The following is a 23,251-nucleotide window of genomic DNA, read 5'->3' as shown; positions in this document are numbered from 1 at the left end:
GTTTGATGGGAATTATTCACAAGGACCTTCGGTACTACGAGAAAGTTTAACATTTAGAAAAACAGCAGCAATTTGTTGGATTTTAAAGCATTTTGATATGCGGTAGTAGTACAACAACTGAAGCTACACACTTGCAAAAGCATATTTTTGATATTTCGTAGTTACGAAGAGGTGGGAAAGTAAATAGACTTATTGATCGTCCTTTTTCATTTTGGCTTCCAGTGCCACAGTAAGTGCCTCCAAATACTTTGTACGCTGACCTTTACGGGCTTTGATCTCGGAGTAGGTTTTGTAGTTATTATCGAGTTTGATATTGAAAAAGTCCTCAAAAGCGTGAGTAATCGTACTGATGTCTGCAGTACCGTGATTGAGATCGCCCATGGCATAAAGCGCATAGATAAGTTCGATCAGTGCTGTTTTAGATCCTGACCACAGCAGTATAGGATGTTTTTGAGCCTGCAGTAGATCCATACTACCTGGCTTTAATGCCTCTAAGGCTTCACGGATGTAATGGATCAACCGATACATCGCCTGGATTTTAGCCCAGAGCATATCATGCGAACTTGAAAAATCAGGATATTGATAGTAATTGATGGTAGGGGTAAAGGGAAAGTTTTTGCGGTGGTTCCTGGTAAACAATTGATGGTCGAGATAGGTATGTCCCTGTTCCATATACTGCACAAAGTCAGTATTACGGTAAAAGAATTTGTTGATCTTGCGCAGTTCTTTTTTGAAATACTGCGTCTGAAAACCCACCCCTGCTTTGGGCTTATGGGATTCACAAGAGCGCATTTCTGAAAAATAGATGAGGTAGCTCATCGGTCCCGGTTTGATATTTTTAAAAAAGTCAATCTCCTCTGCAGGCGTTTCAAAATCTTCCTGTTCTACTAATTCCTTAAGTTTGGATAAGGTAGCATTGGCCAGTTCAATCCCCGAGTCTGCTTTGTGAAGCGGCTCTAGTTGACACAAGACCTTAGTGCTAAGGTCCTGATGAAAATTATGTATTACAGTAGTGAACATGGGGTTATGAACTAAACTGGTTAACAGGTAATGCGGAAGACGTACGTTCAACGAAGGTATAGATTAGGTGTAGGGATCTTAATAAGGATTGAAACAGTACATGGCCTAAGCGTTTGTGCGCATCATTTCTAATTGCTCCAGAAGGTAATTGTCATCGGTTTGCACAAAGGCTTGCTTGGGTATAACTGTAGCTCCTAGTTTGCGCTTTTCAAAATTAGCACTCATACCAAAATCGATCTGATTCATATGCAGTTTCCGGGCTCTTAAAATAGTTTGATACAAAAGCTGTCTATAGGTTTGAAACTCCTCGAGATACCGGTAATCCATACCGATTAGACTGGGAACGTAGGTACCAGAATAATTTTTATAGCAAAACATAACGCCCAACACGCGCTGATCTTCAACCGCCTTGAGCAGGATGCACTCCCAATTGGGATGGGCGCACATCGCTTCAAACACGTCAAAGGGGTAGGTAAAGGTATTCAGACCATAATTTTTGGCCTTTACTTGTAGATAGAGGTCGTAGTACATCTTCATGTTTTTGCTACTGACGCGCTTCACAATGTTCGCTTTAACCAAATGCATATAGGGTTCAATATCCTTTTTAAAATGCTTTTGGGATCGTTTGGAAAGGTATTGTGTATAATCCTTTTCCATTTTATGATTCAAGTTTTGTAGCACGCAGGATTCAGGCATGTCCATTGGGAAGTATCCCTGATCTTGAAATAGTTTAGACCATTTATAATTCATATCAAAATCCCGAAGAACGGTCATATCGACCTTCCAGGTATGCCCCAGGTTTTCAATATACTCCAGCAATTGTTTTAGCGCTTTTTCAACCTGTGGATGCTCTTCATTCACGTAGAGGTGATTGCCTTCGGTAAATAAGCAGCCTAGAGACAGCACCCGAGCGGTTTGTAAATAGGGGTCTGATTTGCGTTGCTGTTCTAGTTTTTGGGATACCGATGCCGGAGCAAGCATATCATTTTTCCAAAGGCTCTCGGTTAAAAAGGTCATCAGGATCGGGCAGTTGGCATCATCCACGATTTGTACATACCTAAAGCGCCATTGGTGCTCCTGTTCTTTAGCATGCTTAAAGGTCTTTTCTAAAAGAATGAGACCATTTTGTGACAGCATATTGTTCTTTCCTATGGTAGAATCCCAAAGTGAAGAATCAGTTCCGATTATTGATTTATATTCTTGTAGCTGAAAATCCTGATTGTTGATCGCAAAAGGTTTAGCATCTTTAAAATCCATCCGAAAGGCTTTCCCTATACGTTCAAGGGAATTATTACTTATGATACGCGCTTTTTCGTGATGCGCGATCAATTCTTGGATCAAGTAGTCAATATCACCTAAGGTATTATGATTCGATATGGTGATGCGAAGCCCGGTATTTTTGGAAGGAACCGCAGGAAATAAACCTAAGTTGACATAGATGCCTTGCTGCATCAACCAGTTTACGAGCAAATAACCCGTGGCCGGCAAGCCCGTACCGATATAAAAGACGGGAGAACTGTTGCGAGCAATCAGTGGTAAACGGGTGTTTGCCAATCGTTGATTGAAATAGTTGATGCGATAGTTGAGTGCTTTTTGCAGGGAGTAGATCTCATCTGATAAATGAATGTTGGCTGAGGCTATAGCGGCACCTACAGCACTGGGTTCTAATTGGGCAGAGAAGGTTAGGGGACCACCAAAGTTTTTAATCTGATCGTAAAACTTTTTATTGGAACAGACCAGAACGGAGCCCGATGCCCCAAAGGTTTTACTCAGGGTGCCAAAAACCAGTACATTTTCAGGTAGACGTTCTAATTGACTCATGACGTAGCCCATGCCGTTTTTGCCACGCCAACTCATCCCATGTACATCGTCAAAATACAGATGGAGTTGTGGGTATTTCTTGGAGAGTTCGATCAATTCCTTAACAGGTGCATAGTCCCCATACATAGAATACACGCCATCGGCCATATACCAAATTTTAGCTGCCTTAGAACTTAGTTTTTGGATTTGGCTTTCCAGCATTTCCAGATTATTGTGCCGTATCAGCTGTACCGGAACCCCTCTTACTTTTAGAAGTTGTGCTGCATTTTGTACACTCCAATGTACCTGATGATCCAGCAATACGGCATCTTCATCACGTACCACGGTAGGGATCACTGCCAAATGTCCCAAGGTACTGTTTTTAGTGATGATCACTGGGTTTTCAAAAAGTAGTTCTAGTTTTTCTTCTAGCTCTTCATACAACGGGTGAGCGAGGTAGGTCTTTGATAGCGGAAATTGGGTGCCATAGCGCGAGATGGCTTCCATAGCTCCAATTTTTAAACGTTCATCCTGTTCTAAACCTAAATATCCGGTATTTCCAAAATGATAACAGGCTATACCATTCACGGTAATCTGCCTGCCTGTAAGATACGCATCTTCTGCTCTCAAATGCAAGATGCCTTCAGCCTTGGCCTCGGTAATCACTTGGTCTACCGTATCCAAAAAATTGTTGTGTTTAATTTTCGCCATTCCCTAAGATTTTAATTCATACTTGAAACTAGCCAATATATGCTCAGGTAGTAGGGGAGGTACTTAAGGTTAGTCTTTTGAGACAAATATTTCACCTTTTAGTACAAGTAAACGGGATGGATAATGGTTTGATTTACGCGTTTTTATTAAAATTTATTGACTTTTCAATCAAATTGATAGTACTTGTATTTCCCTAATTTCAAGTATTCCAAAACTTATACGGGATGGTCGTGGATGGAACGTATGCTAAAATGTGGATCGCAGATGGGATTTTTTACTTCATCTATAAGCCTATACCCATACTCGACTTACCCAAGGCTAAAAAAATCGTGCAGGAACGCTTTGTGGTTCAAAATCAGGTGAAGTATCCTATTTTTTGCGACTTGCGCGGGGTGCAGTATTCGGTGAAAGAGGCTCGGGATTACCTCGCGCACGAAGGGGCTTGGATGACCAAAGCCCTGGCGCTTTTGGTCGCCGATCCGCACGCTTTTGCCATCTCTAAAATGTATGTGCATATGGCTAAAGGAAACTATCCCACTCAAATTTTTACCGATCGGGAGCAAGCGCTTGAGTTTTTGGAGGCCAATAAATAATGCTAAAGCTTATGGAACGGGGAGATACAGAACGCTTTGAACAATTATTTCAGCAGATCTATGAGATTGCATCGGGTAATTTTGCTTACCGCAATAAACTATCGGGTAGGAGAGACCATCTGGATACCTTAGCCGAACTACTCAATATGATGTCAGAAGAGATCGCTTCCTTCAGTTACGAACTCATCCCGCAAACCCCAACCCCGGCCAATCTGCAAATCTTGCTTTTTGATCCTAGGTATAAGATCAAATTTTGTTCTACACAATTCGAGTCTTTTTTAGGATATGATAGTTCTAAGCTTCCCAAAAATCTAAAACACTTGTTGTCTACAGAAACTTTCAGTATTCTTGAGGATGAGCTGCAAGTACTCCAAGAACATCCCCACAGGCCGCGTTCTTCTTTTTATTTGGACTTCAATGTTCCCGATAAGCGCATTATTCGGGTTTCCTGCTGTCTGCGTTTAATGCAAAAAAATAACAATAAGGCAGGGTATCTACTCACCCTTAAACACCAAGCAAATCAAGAGCAGATCAAGAAAGATCCGGCAGTTGAATCTACTGCGAATCGCAGACTGCGCTCCAAGAGTTCATCCAACCGCATATTGACCCGCACGGTCAAATTGTATGTGTTGCAGAATCTAAACCGTCCCCTGCCGCCCCTGAAACAAATAGGTTTGCTGCATAAAACCAACCAGACCAAGCTCAAAACTGAGTTTAAAAAAGCCTACGGGACTACCATCCATAGATTTCATAATGAAAAACGCCTGGAGCACGCCTCCATGTTATTAAAAACCACCGAACAACCCATCTATGAGATCGCCCAGCAATGTGGCTATAAAGATCTGGCGCATTTCTCAAGGATGTTTAAAGAAAAGTACAATATGGCGCCTAGTTATTACCGCAAATCTTTTTTATAGTCCGCCACTTTAAACAAATTAACCTGCTGCTAAGACAACAGCATATGTAGAAATCCTTTAGAACTTTAGGGTATAAAGTTTAAAGATGCAGAATAGTAAGAATCGCGTAGTACATCATACAGTTCAGGGTATAGGTTTCTTTTTTATACTCTTATGGGTTTATGCCGCCACCGCAAAGCTCTTGGATTTCGAAGCCTTTAGCGTCCAGCTAGGGCAATCCCCTTTATTGAGTGCGTATGCCGGAGTATTGGTTTGGTTGGTTCCGTTGAGTGAATATGTACTAAGCGGACTCTTGATGTTTCCAAAAACCCGTAAAGCCGGTTTGTTGGGTAGCCTGAGTCTGATGACAGCTTTTACGACCTATATCATCATCATTCTCAACTACGCCGATTTTGTGCCGTGCTCTTGTGGTGGGATTCTGGAATCTCTGGGATGGACGGAACATCTGATTTTTAATGGGGTTTGTGTGCTGTTGGCTGCCAGTGCTTTGATCTTTGAGACTCATCGGCAATCAGATAAATTAACGATCCGTACAGGTCTGATATCTGGAGGTATCGTATTCTTTTCCACTCTAGCGGTAGTCTTGCTGTACTGGAATTCTGAACAGTTGATTCATAATGAGAATCCGTTTATCAGAAGATATTCCCACGGAGTTCAAAAAATCAAAAGAGTCGATTTACAAAGCTCCTCGTATTATCTGGCCGGGTTGGATGGTAATGTGGTGTATTTAGGCAATTACAATACACCACTTAAAATGGGCGTGCTAGACTTGCAGAAGGACAGCTTGTTCGTGCAGAATCTAGAGGTCTCCGAAGCTGATTTACCTTCTACGGCAGTGCAGCTACGCGTAAGTTCCCCATATTTCTACCTGATTGATGGTCAAATTTCCCGGGTACTACGAGGAAACCTTGGGAAATGGAACACCAACAAACGCTGGGACGGACCCCGTGCTTTTAGCAACTATGCGTTAAGAGATACTATTCACTTAATAGCAAGGGCTTTTGATCCGCATACCGGCCAGCTGGAATTGGTACAAATCAAATTAGGAGATTCTCTAAGCTCCCGCTCCTTAACCGGAATTTTACAAAAACAGGTAGACGGCTATTTTGATGTAGATGGCCATTTGAGTCATGATTACCATACTAAACAATGGGTGTATACCTATAACTACCGCAACAGTTTCCGGTTACTGGATCCCGAATTAAAACTGATGTATACCGGTCATACCCTCGATACCATAGCGCGCGCGCAATTACGTATCGACTCGATCTCTAAACCCAGGCAGCATAAACTTACGGGCTCCGTATTGGTCAATGCAGGTACCTATAGTCATAAAGCTCTCTTATATGTACACTCTAAAGTAAAAGGACGCTATGAACCTGCCAAAACCTGGGAGCGGACCGAGACTATTGATGTCTATAGTCTTGAAGACGGCAGTTACCGCAGCAGCTTTTATGTCTACCCTGAAGAAGACCAGCGACTCACCCACTTTTTTGTAAGCGATAAGCGCTTTTACGGCTTTGCTGGAAACCACCTGGTCGTTTACGATCTCAATCTCTTACTAAATGTCACCCACTAACGATAATCATGGTTGCAGGGGTAAGATCGAAAACCTGCTAAAATATAGAGTAGATCGTCATTTAATATTTTAATATTATGAAAAATCTAGTAAAAAACCGCTTAGGAGCCTTAGCTGTAGCAGTGGCCTTAACCGGTGCCTTTGCCACACAGGCAATGGCTGAACGTGCTAAAAGCGCAACTGAAGTACAAGGCTATGAACGCGTTGAGAATGGCAATGAAATCAATTGTGAACCTCGGGAGATGTGTACAGAAGTTAATACAACCATACTCTGTACTGTAGACTATGATCCCGCTAAAGCTCAGATTTTGGGTCTGGATCAGTTTGGAAATTGTACTGAGGTGTTGTACCGCCCATTGCCATAAACTTTGATTAGGCAGATGAAGAAAGGGTGAACCATCAGGTTCACCCTTTTGCTTTGAAATGATGTAATTATTTTACCCAAGATTCTGCAGGAACACCTTTCAGGTAATGATCAAGCCAGTGCTCCACTTTTAGACAAAGATCTATTTGTTGAAAATGTTTATATGCAGAATGATGCATTCCAGCATATAACAACATAGTCACCGGCTTTTGCAACCTCTTAAGCCCCATGTAAAAATCCAGAGTCTGGTTGAAATCTACATGATGATCATCTTTACCGGACCATAAGAGTAAGGGTGTATTCATAGTTGAGGTGTGATAAAGGGCTGAGTTATCCAGATAACCCTGATAATCGAGAAATAGATTTTGAGGTATTCGCAACTGGTTTTCTTCATATTGAAAATAAGCGGGATCCCCTTCATCCTGAATATAAAGGTAAAAGGAAGCGTTATCATAGATTCCCGAACCGGCAACCGCCGTGGCGAACAGATCGGTTTGCGTAATGGTAAACCCGGTTTCAAACCCACCGAAAGAGTGTCCGATAAGTCCTAAACGTTTGGGGTCGATAGCATCTACCTGTTGTAAGGCTTTTTGAGTACCTGCGAGAATACAATCCGTTGCGGAGAAAGCGGGTTCCCCGGACTGGTAGGTTATATCAGGATGTAACACAAAATAGCCACGGTTGACCAGATTTGTTGAGTTAAATCCACCGTGGGGATACAAGCCCGGGTTGGTATAGTGATTAAAGGTATGGCTCTGCTTTTCATAGACGTAAACCACCATAGGATAGCGCTTATCAGGGTCATATCCTACTGGATAGCGTAAAATCCCTTTAAGACTGTCACCTTTAGTATTTGTATAGTGAATGCATTCCTGCCGGGGAAGCTCATACTCCTGATACTGCGAATTGCTTTGAAAGATACGCTGCGACTTAGCATCTCCTAAATGAAATACCTCCAGCGCCGGAGGTCGGTCATAGGCCTCAGACGAATATATCAGGGTTTTAGAATCTGCTGATACCTTAGGCCATTTCAAATAATCTGTTCCAAAAGTGATCAGCTTCTGCTCTTTACCCGGTTCAATAACCGCATAACCCTCAGGATATTCCTGACTCATTTCTACAAAGAGCGCATCTTTTCGCTTCGGCATCCAGTCCCGACTGGGTTTAATCAGTTTATGAACAATACCGGAGGTTCTTCCCTGAGTTAGTGCAGTGAGTTTTTTGGATTTCAGTTTAAGTTCCCAAAGATCGTACTTGCCCTGTAAAAGCACAGCTGCTTCATCCTGATACCAGGCGACCAAATTACTGGTTTCTAGATCAGCTTGCCCAGTGGCAATCCAGGGCACCGGTAGTTCGTCCTTTTGTTCAAAAAGATCATAGAGAATCACGTGTCCCTTTCTGGGGTATGCCAGATATCTTCCCTGAGGACTAAATACAATATCCAGTTTATGTCCGGTATAAGCAGTCTCAAGCAACTGGATCTTTCCAGTCTTAAGGTTTTTTAAATACAAATCAACAGGTGGTTTGTGTAACGCACTGGGGCGGTAGGAGGAAGGGTCGTAAACTACAGCATAGTTTAATTGGGGATCACAAACCACTTCTGTAAAGCGTTCATCCGTAACTGCTGTAATTTCATGGGTTACTAAATCCCACAAGGCTACCCGGTGTAAGTTAGCGCCTTCCATACGGTACCGCATGACCGGCCCTAAATAAGGATCTGTACTGTGCCAGATCTCCGGAATTTCATCTGATTGCAGTAAAGGCTGTCGCCGGTAACTAAAAACTACTTTACTACCATCAATATCCAATTCTAAAGGATTCTGCCACTCCAGCTTGAGTTGATATCCTTTAAACTTTTCCATAACCAATCCCTGTGGCAACCAGCGATGTTCTTGAGTTTTCAAATCATAGACAGCCAGTTTTCCAAAAGCTACAACTGGAGAATCCTCGATTTCAGGTATGAGGGTATAAGCCAGTCGCGCTCCGCTTTCCTGCCAACTGGTTTCAATGAGCTTATACCCTTTCAGGTCTTGAACCGGTACTGCTTTCTGCAATCCATCTAGTGAAATCAATTCCAGCACCCGGGAGCTGTCTACTTGCCGGGTAATCAAAAAAGCTCGGGCAGCGGGAGCATATTCATAATTGAGAACCCCGTCAATACTCAAGCTATCAATCTTTGCAGCACCCCTAATGAGCAATTGTTTTATATTCTTATAATAATATGCATACCAACCCTTAGGCATATCCTCCACGAGCTGGGCTTTATCGGAAAGCGCGTACGTCTTTCCAGTTTTGAGATTATACCTTTCGGAAATACTGTCACGATGAATCAATACCTCATTGGGGCTTATAAATCCATTCAGAGATGCAGCAGCAAAGCTATAGCTCTTTTGATTTCGGGTATGTTGTATTACAAGAGTATCTTCCTGCTCATCATAATGTTTGGTAAACCCAACCCATTCCCCGGTCTCTGAAAGTTTCGTGGTACTCAACCTGTACCAATGCTTGTAGTCTTCCCGTGGAATAGCCGTTTTGGCTTGCTGCGACCATAAGGGAACACCTGAAACAAAAAGCATTAGTACTACTGATAACTCCACTAGCACATTATGTATTAAATTATTTAATCGCATAGCGGGATATTAGTTTTCAGACTGATAGCCTGGGTTTTGAGGCGCCAGATTCGGGTTGATTAACAATTCAGACTCTGGAAGTGGCAACCGCTCATCAGTAGTTTTCCATCCCACTTTTAAAGGACTGAGTACCGCGTCCAGTTGATGGGTTCTTTTTAGGTCAAAAAAGCGATGTCCAGCCTCTGTAAAGAGTTCGTGTCTGCGTTCGATTAGTATCTGATCTATTAAGCCTTCTTTCTCGGTATACGCTACATCGATTAATCCCGCACGCCCACGTACCTTATTCAAATCTTGAGCTGCAAGCCCCAGTTGATCTAGACGCGCATAGGCTTCACTGCGTATGAGATAGACTTCCGCCAGACGCATCACAATCGAATATTCTACGGCAACAGGAGTATTACTACGGGTTTGATATTTATAGGCCTGATAAAACGTATCGCTAGCATTAGACACAGGGTTGATCCAGTTGCTCAGTCGGGCATCTACAGGATCAAAACTACTTACCAAACCCGGTGTCAAGGCAACGCGGGGCGGAGGAGCTGTTGTAAAACCTAAAACACTTGCCTCAGTCGTATTCCGATTAGAAAATGCAGGATACCATTGCCAGAGTGTAGACTCACTTTCTTTTAGAAATACCTGGTTCAAATCGTTCTGCCAGACATAAAGATCGCTGCGGTTTATTAGGAGATTAGCAGCATCCAGCGCCTGTTGCCAGTCCCCTGCATACAGGGCTACCCGCGCTAAGAAACCTAAAGCAGCGCCTTTATTAGGCCGGGTACGGTCTGCTGTAGCATATTCCCAAGGCAGTAGCGATGCAGCCCGACTTAAATCGACCAGTGCATCTTCCTGTACTTGGGCAGCGGGTGTTTTGCCCACCGTCGTATTTTGCTGGTAATCTGCAGTACGTACATAGGGCACATCCCCATACAGCGCACTCAGGTAAAAATGCACCAGACCCCGTACCAATAAGGCCTCGCCTTCCAGTTGGTTGGTAAAAGCCTCATTAAAGTCTGATGTTTCCAGACCTTCCAATACCGCGTTGGCCGCATAAATCTGAGAATAGGAGGCGTTCCACCAGCTGCTCACTGTAGGATGGGAGGGGATCAGGCTGTTGGTGTAAAATTGCTCCTCAGCAGAAGATGCAGAACCGTAATAATCCAGATCGTCGCTATAGAGACTCATCTGGTAGTATAGGTTACTTAAAATTCCTGCTGCCCGCATATCAGCATAAACACCCAGCAAGGCAGCCGTAGCTGTTTGTTCATCTTCAAATACCGCGGTTGCAGTTAACTGAGACGCCGGTAAGTCTACTTTCAGAAAAGACTCACAACTTGCAGTAAATACGACTAAACTTAGCGCTACAACTGATAGTATTCTAGACGCACCTAATGGTGCAAATTTTAAATAGTGTGTTTTCATCGGTTTATACATTTAGAAATTAAAGCGCACTCCGGTAGTAAATACCTGTAGAGGAGGGAGACTGCTGATGTAAATAGATTCCGGGTCAAAGCCTTTATAAGAGGTAATGGTTAGCAGGTTTTGCCCTTGAAGAAAAAATTCGCCGGTAATACCCGGCAGAATGTCTTGAGGTAAGCTATAGCTCAGGGAGATGTTTTTAAGCCGTATATAAGAGGCGTCAGTGATCATCGCATCACTTTGGTTGTACCTCAGGTAGCTGAGTACAAAATCAATATCTCTACCGCTGGTATACTTCTGGTAGCTGGCTTCATCCCCGGGTTGTTGCCAGCGATCTAAAACATTGGGAGTCTGACCGCCTAGCGAACCCGGATAACCCGTCAGGTACATTCCTCGGTAGTTGTCTTGCTTGACAACCTGAACCAAAAAATCCAGACTGAAGTTTTTATAGCGTAGGCTGTTTTGTATGCCACCAAAAAATACCGGATTCAGGTCTTTTATAGATTCCCGGTCATCCTGAGCAGTAAGATTTCCGTCTTCGTTAAAGTCTGTAAACTGAAACAGACCGGTTTCTGTATCAATACCTTCATAACGATAGGTCTTTCGAATGTTTAAGGGCTCGCCAATAACATATTGGTTGGCATAGGTAGAGCCTTCCAGATCGGGAAACGCTAAGAGTTCGTTACGGGAAATACTCAGGTTCAAGTTGGTTTCCCAATGCAGTTTTTCGGTATTTATGGGGATTCCTGTTAAGCTAAATTCCCAACCCCGGTTCTCAACGGTAGCATCTAGGTTTGCTTGCACAGATGAAAAACCCGTAGTACCCGGTAGCGGGATACCTACCAACTGATTGGAAGAGCGGTTGCGGAACCAGGCTGCCGTAAAAAGAAGTCGATCGTTAAAGAATCCGGTTTCCAGTGCCAGTTCCAGTTTTCGGGTTGTTTCCCAACTGAAATCTGGATTGAACAAACGGGAGGGCTCAACTACCGAAACGCCTCCATACGTACTACCGGTTAAGGTATAGGTGTCCAGATATTGATAATTTCCTATTTGATCATTACCGGTACTTCCATAGCTCCCTCTCAATTTACCAAAGCTCAGAATTTCTGATTCTGCAAGAGCTTCTTCTGCGGAGAATATCCAAGCGGCACCCACAGCTCCAAAGTTGGAGAATTGTTTGCCCGGGCCAAAGCGGCTTGAACCGTCTCTTCGTCCGGTAAGGTTGAGGTAATAACGATCCTCAAAAGCAAGATTTATCCTCCCATATAAAGCGCTATACTTATACTGAGTTTGGGTGTCATTACCTATGGCAACAGCATTGGCACTGCCTAAATTGCTGATGAGATTGTTGTTAGAAAATCCAAGACCCGCGTATTGTGAAGCATGTGAGGTTTGATTCTGTAAAGTAGTACCCGCAAGTACATCCAGCTTAAAATCTTTAATTTGTTTCGTGTAATTCAATTGAGGTTCTGCAATCCAGGATTTTCGAAAGTTCTGGCTTTTGGTTATCATAGACCTGGAACTGTCATACCCAAGTGCAGGATCATATTGCGTATGGGGCTGGGCCAGTTCATCGTTAAATCGGATATCAGTATAACCAAAACTGCTGCTCAATAGTAAACCAGGCAGGATTTGATAGGATATTTTCAAATTGGTGATGAGGTTATAGGTGTCCGATAAATAGGTCTTTTCAAATTGACTTAGCGGATTGGTCCAAGTGGAATTTTCCCAGTTTAAATTCCCCTCTTCAGTGTATAACTGCGGAGCATTAGGAGCCAACCGGAGAATGTTGCTGAGCAGACTGGTACCGGGCAGACTATTACGTTGATAACTAAAGCTGTTGCTGAGATCTAAGCTGAACTTACCATCTAAACCTGTGTGGCCCACATGCGATTGAATGCCTAGTTTTTGATATGCAAAATCTCCCGGATATACGGTAGTTTCTCGATGGTAATTTCCTCCCAGCCTAAACCGGGTTTGTTCTGAACCTCCGGAAACAGAAGCATCTACATCGGTGTAAGCAGCACTCCCCCCTATAAATACCTTCTGCCAATCAGTATACCGGTTTTCATCCCAAGTACCGTTTATATCATAAGCATTGGCAGGATAATCGGTAATGCCATCATTGGCAAAAGCCTCTCGGCGTACTTCGAGATACTGCTGGGTATTGAGCAAATCAAGATGGCTGGTCACCTGTGCAACTCCATATCGATAACCTACCTGAAAGCGGGTGTCTCCTGCACTTCCTTTTTTGGTAGTAATAAGAACCACACCATTAGCGCCTCGTGACCCGTATATAGCCGTTGCATCGGCATCTTTAAGCACCACAATACTGGCTATACTGGCGGGGTCTATCGTATTTAAAGGACTAATGCCGCCCGCAATCGCTGCGTTTGTTGAGGCATCTCCAATGCTTTCAGAGGAGTAGGGCACTCCATCAATGATATATAAGGGTTGGTTTCCGTCATCCCGCAAACTATTTTGCCCGCGTATTTGTATTTGAAAACCCCCTCCGGGAACTCCTGTATTTTGGGTAATAAACACCCCCGGCATTCTGCCCTGTAAAGCGGCTAAAGGATTGGTCACCGGTTGGCGCTCGATCTCGTCGGCGGTGACCCGGGCGATACTACCCGTCTGCTTGCGGCGGGTGGTGTTGTAATAGCCCGCGTTGATGGTCACTTCGCCTAAAGCGGTAACGTCTTGTTGCAATGCTATAGTAAACGTGGTTTGATTCCCTATCGGTATGCGTAGCGTTTTAAACCCAAGATAGCTGATACTTAAAGTATCGCCAGGTTGTGCTTGAATGCTAAAGGCCCCGTCCAGATCGGTTTGCGTACCCGTGTTGCTGTTCAACAGGCGAATGCTTACACCCGGGATGGGATTGTCTTGTGTATCGGTAACGGTACCGGATACTGTTTGTTGGGGCGTGGCCCAAAGTAGATTTCCTGTTGCCCAAAATAGGCAAACAAGTATCCACGCGGCCCCCGTAAGGCGCGTAGTCAAAATTTTCATAACTTCGTCGTGTTAAAATGAAACAATAGTTTTATTTAAGCTCACGCCTTCCCGCCGGACTCCAATCTCACCGGGAAGGCTCTTTTGCTTAACACCCGTATTAACGCGTGTTTCTTACTTTTTCATAGGCATTTTTTATGGCTAATTCACCTGTGCTTGTACAGGAACTGTATAAGCCCGTGCTGCACGCGTAGCATGCAACCCCAACCCAACTACCGATTAAACTTAGGGAATGACCGGTAACCCACGGGTGCTTTAGCAAGATGGTGTGCTCCCGTTCGCACGTTTGTCATATGCTCTTTGTTTTTAAATTATTAATACATTTTTACTTTATAAATTTTAAAATCTAAATTCTTAGCTCTCATAGCCAAAGGGTTAAACCATTGTCTTCCCTCGGTTCAGAATAGCCGCAGGAAGCTCTGTGATTCAGGAGTTATCAAACTGACTGATTTGAGAAATCTCGTTCTTAGCGATATAGTAGCTTTAAGATCAATATATACTGTTCTTTAGCCCTCTTTTTCTTCAGTATAGCAAGAAGATCCCGTTAAAAATTTTCGAAGCCTTGGAGAAAATTTAGGGTACTTCTTGTGGTTTTCGCCCTGAGGCGAAAAATACCTAAGAAAAAGTGTCCTTTCTTTTGTTACTTTTCTTTGGACGAGCAAAGAAAAGTAAAGAACATCCAATAGAACCTCTAAGCATTCAAACCCAAAGGGTTTACTCTACTCTCAAATCCTTTTAAAGAAATATGCTCGATCAAGAAAAAGAAAGCCGTATATACACCATAGGCAAAAATCACTTTAAAAATTAAACACCTCACCCCGTGCGGGATGTTGACCATGATGGTCGTATTGAAGTTTAGGGGGAAAAAGGGATGCGAAGCTTTATAAAGAGAAGAAAACGACTTTGAAAAGTAGGTTGAAGATTACAAAACCCTAAATACAAAAAAGGGCGGGCCTCTGCTTACCTGTTCGGGGTACTGGTATACCTGACAATGATAAGAGAGATGCCACGCCCGGGTCGTGAACATCCTTGCTTATCCTCTTGTTGTCTAAAATTACCAGTTTTCGAACCAAGATTCAAAGCGAATGCTTCTATTATGTTATTTACAGAAGTTTCGCAAATATATAATTATGAAGTAAATATAAATAAAAATTCAATATGAGAGCGTACGCTCTCAATAAAAATATATACATTTTTTTCATTTGTGCTAATGGCGGATGGTAGCACTATAAAAAAAAAGAAGATCTATACAGTAGATAAATATGTCTGCAAGTATATAAATGATGAATGGTTAGTAGATGAAGATATAAGCTCCAGAAAGTATGGTAAAAAGTATGGAGTTAACTATCACGTAATTGAAAAAATCCAACAAGAAGATGGATATAACTTACCGCTATCTACTTTAACTACTATGTGTTTTAATCACGGAATTAAACTTTCTGATTTTTTTAAAATTGTTGAAAGTAAATATTCCAAATTCTTAACAGACGATTACTTTTTTAAAATCAATTAATTAAACTCTAGATAATTTATAATTCTTCATATTCTAACATGGCCTTTGCCTGGGCTTTGCCTAGAGGATCCTATCCTGTTGACCCGTCCTAAATTAGCTATACAGTTTAATAAATCCTTAATTACCTACCTTATGCAAAGAGCTTGTAGTTTTCTGTGTACAGATATATATAGAAAAGAATAACTTGATTTCATTTATTGATAAACCGGAACAATAGTTCCTGTTATCCCGATACTTATAAAGGGATAATAGGTATATTTATCCTGATATAACGAGTTGCCTACAATACTGAAAAACGAACTATAAAGAATGATTGTACCTGTCGAAAATATTGTTGAAACTGTTGATTTAACAGCTGATGATGTTTTATTACCAATGATGGAATGTATAGTAAATTCTGTTATTAGCTTACAACAATCGGACAAGCCAAATGATGAAAAAATTATTCAAGTAAAAATCATTCGAGGTAGTTCACCCAAGCAAGCAAACTTCGACAATATAAGAACTATTGATAGCATTGTCATTACTGATAATGGAATTGGATTCAACGAGAAAAATTACAAATCATTTGAAACACCTTTCTCAAAAATAAATAAAGAATTCGGATGTAAAGGCATTGGTAGATTTACAGTTTTAGCCGCATTTGAAAATTTAAAAGCAAGAAGTAACTATTTTGAAAATGGAGATTGGCATTATAGAGAATTTGAATTTAACCCAAATGACGAACTCAAACCAATAAAATTTGAGATTTCTGACAAACCAGAATCAAAAACAACTGTTGAATTAAGTAATTGCTTTAATGAAATTATTAAAGAAAAATCTGCCTTATCATTAATTCAGATTTCAGAAAAAATTATGGAACATTGTTTAATTTATTACCTCAATGATTCCTTACCAAGTATTGTCGTTTATGATGAAGAAGGCAAAGAAGCAGAATATATAAATGACCTTTTTGCAAGAGTATCAAAAGAAAAAGAAAGAACATTTACTGTAAAAAATCATCCTTTTAAAATTTACATTACTAAAACACCAAAAGAAGGAAACAGAAAGAACAATTACGTTTATTATTGTGCAAATTCACGAGTAGTTGGTAATCCAAAAAACATTAAGAATTTCAATAGCCTATTCAATTATCCTATTTCTAAAAACGGAAATTTATATTTTTTAGATGTTTATGTAGTGTCGGAATTTTTAAATCAAAAAGCATTTAGCACTAGAAACGGATTTAATATTCCAAAAGAAAACGAAAATCTACTTTTTAACAATTCAGAACAGGTTACATTTCAAGATATTGAAGAAAAACTAACAGATGTTTTAGAAGATGAATATGACCAATTTGTAAAAGACTCTAAAATTAAAAGTCAAAAGCAAATAGAAAACTACATAATTAATAATGCGCCTAGATACAGGAGTTTTTTAAAAAATCCTGCAATTTTAGATTCTATTCCACCAAATCTTTCGGAAGATAAACTAGAGGAACATCTATATAAGATTTCATATTCGGCACGTAAAAAGGTTGAAAATCATATTGAAAAATTCATTTCGGAAAAACATATTAGTGAAGAATCAATTGAGGAAATAAAAGATGACATAAGAGAAAAAACTGCATACGACATTGACAGTTTAGCGGATTATATGACAAGACGTAAAGCAATAATCCAATTGTTTGAGAAATTTTTAGATGCTGATGAAGAAGGTAGATATAAATTAGAGGAAGATGTTCACAATATAATTTTCCCTATGGGTTTAACTAAAGACCAAATCTCATACGAGAACCATAATCTATGGTTATTGGACGAAAGGTTTATTAATTATAAGTTTATCGCTTCAGATAAATCTATAACATCATTTTCACAAAAGAAAAGTAGTAAAGAACCTGATTTACTTTTAACAGATAACCCTGAAATGTTTGACAATCCAATTAGTTTTGGAAATAGAAGTGCAGGAGAAGTCAATTCAATGGTGATTTTTGAGTTTAAGCGTCCAGGAGAAATTGCTCATCAGAAAAACAAAGGAGATTATAGATGGCAATTCTCTGATTTAGTGGAACCCTATTTTGATGAATTTCTTTACAAGCAAGACAAAAAAAATTATAAAGGAAATCACGTTATAATAACGGAAAATACCCCAAAATTCGGATTCATAGTTTTAGACGTAATTCCGCCACTTTTAGCGAAATTCAACGAAGGAAAAGGATGGAAGAAAACGCCATTTGGTACTTATTACAAAATTCAGTCTGAATTGAATATGCATATTGAAGTTATGACATTTAGAAAATTATTAGATATAGCCCAAAATAGACATAGTGCATTTTTCGACAAACTTTTCGCGTAGAAAGAAAAGTACTGAAGGCAACAATGGGTATAAAACATAGGGCGGACAGTGGTTTCCGCAAGTTTCGGGTTCTTAGTTAGCTTGGTTTCGGGCGGACAGTTAAGTGCTTCGAAATGCCCTACGTTTCATACCCGAGCCGTTGTGCGCAAGCTGAAAAAAACCGAATATGGGAGATAATTTACCATCAAAAACAAATGCCGAAGTTCTAATTCCTTTAGACAAAATCGATTACTTACAAAAGGAATTGACCAATGTTCGAGATGAATTTGCTGATAACAAGTACATCATTGAAGCAAGAAAAGTTCTTGCCGCTGGCGGACTTCGAAGTACAATTGGTAGTTATTGGAATGCTGTTGTAGATGATTTAAGAAGAAAAGTAATTCATAGAAGTGTTGATTTATTCAACAAAGAAGTTTCACCCAAAAAGACAATAAAAACTTACGAAGATTTTCAAAACTACTTAACAGATTTTGAATTGATAGATGGTGCTTATCAAATAGGAGCTATTGGCTGGGAAGCAAAAAAACTTCTTCATCAGGCAAGAGAAACAAGGAATATTTTTGATGGTCATCCAGACAGTTCAGACCCAACATTATTTAAGGTATTTGATATGATTTCCGATTGTAATCGTTATGTTCTATCACAACCTTATCCAATTCCAATCATAGATGTAAATGAATACATCTTGACTATGGATAGTGATGATTTTAGTAAAAGTGATATTGCTGTGGAGCAAGCATTTTCAGATTTACCAGATATATATAAGAAAGAGACAGCAAACAGACTTTTTACTCTATATACTGGAGATAGTGCTTCAACAAGACTTAAAAGTAATATTGAATTTAGTTATCCTGTTTTATGGAAAGTTATTTCCAAAGAGATAAGACAGGAAATTGGAAAAAGATTTGACAAATTAATGGTTGCTGGGAATTCAACAGTAATAGAAAAAGCCAGTGATATTTTTTCACTTATTGATGGTTTCCGATATGTTTCTTTAGCAAGCAGACGTATAATTTATGAACCACTAGTAACAGAACTTGAGGATAGCTTAGATAAATGGTCTGAAGAGGGAGTTGTTGTAAAAAAATTACAAAGGTTAGGTTCAAACATTCCAGAAGACATAATTGACAGATATGTTTGCGCACTGACTAAAACTTATGTTGGTTATAAAGGTGGTAGTCATTATTATTCAAGAACTGAATTTTACTCAAATTCTGCTGCACCAAGAATTTCAGAAATGTTTGAGGATTTTGACAATAATTCTGCTGAATCTTTTGTAAAAGCAATCAAAACTGACGCAAAACTAAAACAAAGAATAACTTATAAAAATCAACTGAATAGATTAAGAAGTTTAGCAAATATTCTTCTAAACAAACCTGAAATCAGAGATGATACGAAAGAGTTTTTAGAATTGCTTGTTGATGACGAAAAGACTAAAGATTTCTTTTATAATTTGAACAAATAAAAGCCAGCGCACAACAATGATAACCGTTGCACAAGACTGTAAAACGCAATATTATGAACATAAATAAGCCGCTCTAAGCGGTTTTTCTTTTTTTGATTAACTTGGTTTTAGACCAAATTCAGAACTCTTAAAACCGATGTATCGATGTTTGTTAGTCTGTTTTTCAGCAAAAAAAAGGAAGCGAGCATTCCTGCTCCGCTTTTCACTCGTTTTTGGGTGAACTTAAGGTATTCCTGCCTGCCGCAGGCAGGTTTTGAGGTTGTAGGCAATGGCGGAGAGCTGTTATTACTTTAGGGTATTTAATTTTAAAAGTTGTTCAGGCTTAAGGTATCAGATAAAAACAGAACAAAACACAGCTTCTTGCCCATTTTAAAGCTATTATAGAGCTTAGAAAGCCTCAAACCTCAAGTAATAACCTCACAACTTAAAATACCTCTTATGATATTTATGTTGGATATCGCAGCCACTTCTACTACTTTTAAAAACATAAACAGGTAGTTTTGAGACCGACTGACATTACCCAACATTTGACCAAAAAAAATGATAAACTTAAATAGTGATGATTTTAAAATTAATCATTGGGGAATATTATACTACTATGATGATGACCTTGACAATCTGCTAATAGCGGAAAAGAAACTTATATCAAATTCCGAAAAATATAGTAAAACATTGATTGCAGAGTTTCGAGCTAAAGTTGCAAATGATGCTGAATTACAAGCTAAGCCTAAAAATTATGAGGAAGGCTCAAGACAAGCACAATACTATGGGCATTATTACGGTGATACTGAAAAGATAAATAATCAAATACTACAGAATTATAGAAAAGCGTCATTGCTTTCTATTTTTTCAATTTTGGAAGGACAGTTAAAGCTTATTTCAAAATTAGTTGAAGATGAATTTGATTTCAGGGTAAAAACAAAACATATTACGGGAGGTGATTATATTCATAAATATTGGTTATATCTGACAAAGGTTTTCGAATTAAATCCAGCGAATGTTCAAGACGAATATAATCTGATAAGACAGCACAAATACGTTCGGAATAAAATTGCTCACAGCAATTCCGAAATTGATAAAAATAAATTACAATTTGTTGAACAGACAAATGGACTATCAATAAGAAAATTCGGAAATGATAATATTCTTGAAATAAATAATGATGAGTATGTGACTGAAATTTTGAATTTAATTAAAACTTTTTTCAATAAGCTAATTAAAGATGTTGATAGAAGATATGGCGAAATAAAAAACGTTGGGTAATAACTAGCGTTCGTGCGGTCGGTACAGCCGGTCCCGTTGCATAACGGGAACCCTAACGCTCCGGCAGAGTTGCAGCGTTTGAGTTAACGCTGATAGTTAAAAATATATTTAGCCTATGGGCTATACCTCTTGACAAAGCCTTATAAATACTTTATGTTTACTAAGGTAAGGTAAAGATGTCTTTCGCCAAACCAGCACATAATAGGATAGGGGAAAGGCTCTTTTACAGTTGGCAGGTTAATTCTTTAAGAGAAGCCTAGTCAATTACCTTTTCCGAGCATTTCGTGCTGCAAGTATTCCATTTTAAATATTCCAGAACCACTTTCACCCAAGGTTCATCCGCAGTTCACCCGAGGTTCACCCACGGTTCACCCGGGGATAGCGCATAGCAAAGGCAGGGTAACGGTATACTAACACTATGGGAACGACAGGGTAGCGGTTCGCAAGCACTAGTTATGGATGCAGTTCAACCTTTTCAAGAAACACAATTCCTAAAATTCCCAATATAATAAGCTGCTTTAAATGGCTGTACTTGCAGGAACTTGCACGGTCTCGCATACTGCAGCATCCCTTTACATACTATAGACTACTCCGGCATGGAGATTCGGTTTTTAGAGGGTTTGCTTCGAGTCTTGTTCGGGGATCCTTCGAGAGCGCTTCGGTAAAAGGGGGTGTTTCTCGAACAACATCCGAAGAAAACTGGAAGTACACTCGAACAAAAGGGTGTTTTAAGGGGATTTATCCCCTTTTTTTAGTTTAAATCAGGGATTACAGGATTCAGTAAACTTTTTTTAAGACAAAGTTCTATTTTTATAAATGCAACGCTAAAGGTTTGATATCCTGTAGATTTTGAGGGGATATCTGTACTTTTTATGTTGATATAATCAGTTAGCATTTATTATGAAAAACAACTACAAACAATGAAATTCTGTTACATAGATGAAAGCGGAACAGGAGATGAACCATTTGCTGTAATGGTAGGAGTAATTGCTGACTCTTATCGAATGCGTTTGACCAAAGAACATTGGTCTAAACTTATAAATGATATCGAAAAGATTATCGGAAAAGAAATTGCAGAAATTCACACTAGAGATTTTTATGCAGGTAATGGTGCTTTTAGAGGAATGGACGGTAATCAAAGAAAAGAAATCATAGAATTAATTTTTAATTGGCTTCAAGAACGAAAACACCCGATTGTATTTGTAGGAGTTGATAAGGAAAAGTTTCACAATGAATTTAAAGAAGACAAAAGAGCAGTTGATATTTCTACTCTTTGGAGATTTATGGCAACGCATTTAGCATTATCAATGCAAAAAGAATATCAAAAACAGAAGAAAAACAAAGGGAATTTCTTAATGATTTTTGATAACGAGGAAAGAGAAGAAAAGAGATTTACGGACTTACTACTTAATTCACCAGATTGGACGGATAGTTATTACAACAGGAATGAAAAAAAACAAGAAAAATTTAACCAATTAATAGATGTACCACATTTTGTTGATAGTAGAGATGTTGGACTTATTCAATTAGCAGATTTTATTTGTTATTTCCTACGACGGCATATGGAACTTTGCCAAGGTTCTCAAAACGAAAAATATGATGGAGAAGCAGAAATTATTGCAAATTGGTTTGAACTGATTAACAAATCATCATTATCAAAAAGTGCTACTTATCCTAAGAAAGGAAGATGTGAATGCACCGAATTATTCTATCAATACGCACCAGAATGTATAAAATAACAATCGCTAATCGAGTAGGCGGCCGTGAGCATATGCCCACGGTACCCCGCTCCCGCCAGTCTGTGACTGGTGACTGAAAAAAATATGTCCGATTTATTGAATTAAATTTTGTTACTGATATAAAATTAGAATAGATGATTCTCAAATACTACGAAAAAAGAGCTACGGAGGCCGGAGTTAAAATATCTCCACTTGGGCAAATGAAGGTGCTAGGTATAAGGCATACAGATTACGACCCGTTTCCCCAAGGAGGGACTTACTTGTTTACAGTTAATTGCGTTCCAAATGATTTACCTGATTATATAGAGCTTTTATCTCGATAAAATAGTATTTAAAATTCATAACTGAATATTCCGGTTTTAAGGACCTCTAAAGTCGCCAGTTTGTGGCGGTGGGCTAACAATTAGTGTTTGATTTATTAAAAAAAAAATCATTTCAATCCTATTGTCTGGTACAAAAACCGAGACGAGTAATGTTTATTGTCTTTTATAGAGTTTAAATTTTGAAGATTACACTTTTTTAGATTTTCAATTTGGATCTATCAAATTTATTTATTTGTGATCTCAAAATTATATATAAAAAAAGTTTAAATGATAGAATGTTTCAATAAAGAGTGTAAGTCAAAAAGTATTAAAATAATAAGAGATTTTGAATTTTTTGATGTCTTCGAATGTCAAAAATGTAAATACTGGACTTACAAAAGAGCAGAAATTTGTTGTAGACGTGTAAGCTTCCCCCGGTTAGAACTGCTTAATTTTCCAAAACTGGTTTAAAATTATTGTTATTCATTCTCTTGGGGCTAGCCCCAAGAGAATGAAGTTTTGCGTATTGCACTGGTGCTATTTTGCCCAGTGAGTCATGGGGACGATACTTATTGTAATCTTCCATCCATATT

Annotated in this window: 14 protein-coding genes and 1 pseudogene; 9 read left to right on the top strand and 6 right to left on the bottom strand. The window is 39.5% G+C overall.

The features are described from left to right. Positions 1-189 precede the first annotated feature (189 nt). Positions 190-1,020: an RteC domain-containing protein gene (locus tag WA338_RS10795; protein ID WP_272984554.1), complete on the bottom strand. Its 831-nt coding sequence runs from the start codon at positions 1,018-1,020 to the stop codon at positions 190-192. Positions 1,021-1,125: 105 nt separating this feature from the next. Next, positions 1,126-3,531, bottom strand: a complete 2,406-nt coding sequence (locus WA338_RS10790) for an aminotransferase class I/II-fold pyridoxal phosphate-dependent enzyme (protein WP_272984555.1) — start codon at positions 3,529-3,531, stop codon at positions 1,126-1,128. A gap of 224 nt (positions 3,532-3,755) precedes the next feature. Between WA338_RS10790 and WA338_RS10785 the strand changes: the two genes are divergently transcribed. The 4 genes from WA338_RS10785 (at position 3,756) to WA338_RS10770 (ending at position 6,985) form a co-directional block, all read left to right on the top strand. Continuing rightward, on the top strand, positions 3,756-4,124 hold the full coding sequence (locus tag WA338_RS10785; protein WP_272984556.1) for a DUF7793 family protein: 369 nt from the start codon (positions 3,756-3,758) through the stop codon (positions 4,122-4,124). An 11-nt stretch (positions 4,125-4,135) separates the two neighbouring features. Continuing rightward, entirely contained in the window at positions 4,136-5,041 is a 906-nt protein-coding gene (locus WA338_RS10780; RefSeq protein ID WP_272984557.1) for a helix-turn-helix domain-containing protein, read from the top strand. Positions 5,042-5,126: 85 nt separating this feature from the next. Further along, positions 5,127-6,620, top strand: coding sequence for a MauE/DoxX family redox-associated membrane protein (locus WA338_RS10775; protein ID WP_272984558.1), 1,494 nt, complete (start codon positions 5,127-5,129; stop codon positions 6,618-6,620). Between the two features lie 77 nt (positions 6,621-6,697). Beyond that, on the top strand, positions 6,698-6,985 hold the full coding sequence (locus WA338_RS10770; RefSeq protein WP_272984559.1) for a hypothetical protein: 288 nt from the start codon (positions 6,698-6,700) through the stop codon (positions 6,983-6,985). 67 nt (positions 6,986-7,052) lie between these two features. Here WA338_RS10770 and WA338_RS10765 read toward each other — a convergent pair whose 3' ends face one another. The 3 genes from WA338_RS10765 to WA338_RS10755 are packed head-to-tail and all read right to left on the bottom strand — an operon-like array spanning position 7,053 to position 14,042. Then, the gene (locus tag WA338_RS10765) at positions 7,053-9,614 is read right to left on the bottom strand and encodes a S9 family peptidase (protein ID WP_272984560.1); all 2,562 of its coding nucleotides are present in this window, start codon (positions 9,612-9,614) and stop codon (positions 7,053-7,055) included. Between the two features lie 9 nt (positions 9,615-9,623). Then, positions 9,624-11,033: a RagB/SusD family nutrient uptake outer membrane protein gene (locus WA338_RS10760; RefSeq protein ID WP_272984561.1), complete on the bottom strand. Its 1,410-nt coding sequence runs from the start codon at positions 11,031-11,033 to the stop codon at positions 9,624-9,626. Positions 11,034-11,045: 12 nt separating this feature from the next. Continuing rightward, positions 11,046-14,042, bottom strand: a complete 2,997-nt coding sequence (locus tag WA338_RS10755) for a SusC/RagA family TonB-linked outer membrane protein (protein WP_272984562.1) — start codon at positions 14,040-14,042, stop codon at positions 11,046-11,048. A gap of 1,210 nt (positions 14,043-15,252) precedes the next feature. Between WA338_RS10755 and WA338_RS10750 the strand changes: the two genes are divergently transcribed. The 5 genes from WA338_RS10750 to WA338_RS10730 all read left to right on the top strand — a co-directional run bounded on the left by WA338_RS10750 (position 15,253) and on the right by WA338_RS10730 (position 22,356). After that, entirely contained in the window at positions 15,253-15,555 is a 303-nt protein-coding gene (locus tag WA338_RS10750; RefSeq protein WP_272984563.1) for a hypothetical protein, read from the top strand. Positions 15,556-15,864: 309 nt separating this feature from the next. Next, the gene (locus tag WA338_RS10745; protein WP_272984564.1) at positions 15,865-17,889 is read left to right on the top strand and encodes a hypothetical protein; all 2,025 of its coding nucleotides are present in this window, start codon (positions 15,865-15,867) and stop codon (positions 17,887-17,889) included. Positions 17,890-18,055: 166 nt separating this feature from the next. Then, positions 18,056-19,354, top strand: coding sequence for a hypothetical protein (locus WA338_RS10740; protein ID WP_272984565.1), 1,299 nt, complete (start codon positions 18,056-18,058; stop codon positions 19,352-19,354). Between the two features lie 540 nt (positions 19,355-19,894). Continuing rightward, positions 19,895-20,617 carry a hypothetical protein gene (locus WA338_RS10735; protein WP_273016558.1) on the top strand — a complete coding sequence of 241 codons (723 nt, stop codon included), beginning with the start codon at positions 19,895-19,897 and terminating at the stop codon, positions 20,615-20,617. A gap of 920 nt (positions 20,618-21,537) precedes the next feature. Continuing rightward, positions 21,538-22,356: a DUF3800 domain-containing protein gene (locus WA338_RS10730; RefSeq protein WP_273016556.1), complete on the top strand. Its 819-nt coding sequence runs from the start codon at positions 21,538-21,540 to the stop codon at positions 22,354-22,356. Positions 22,357-23,106: 750 nt separating this feature from the next. Here the strand turns inward: WA338_RS10730 and WA338_RS18900 are convergent. Continuing rightward, positions 23,107-23,251: pseudogene (locus tag WA338_RS18900) on the bottom strand (IS3-like element ISLbl2 family transposase); the annotation flags it as partial.

The organism is Leeuwenhoekiella sp. CH_XMU1409-2 (assembly GCF_037029365.1).
Taxonomy (GTDB): Bacteria; Bacteroidota; Bacteroidia; order Flavobacteriales; family Flavobacteriaceae; genus Leeuwenhoekiella; species Leeuwenhoekiella blandensis.
The sequence above is the reverse complement of the archived record's forward strand: the minus strand, read 5'-3'. Positions and strand labels throughout refer to the sequence as shown.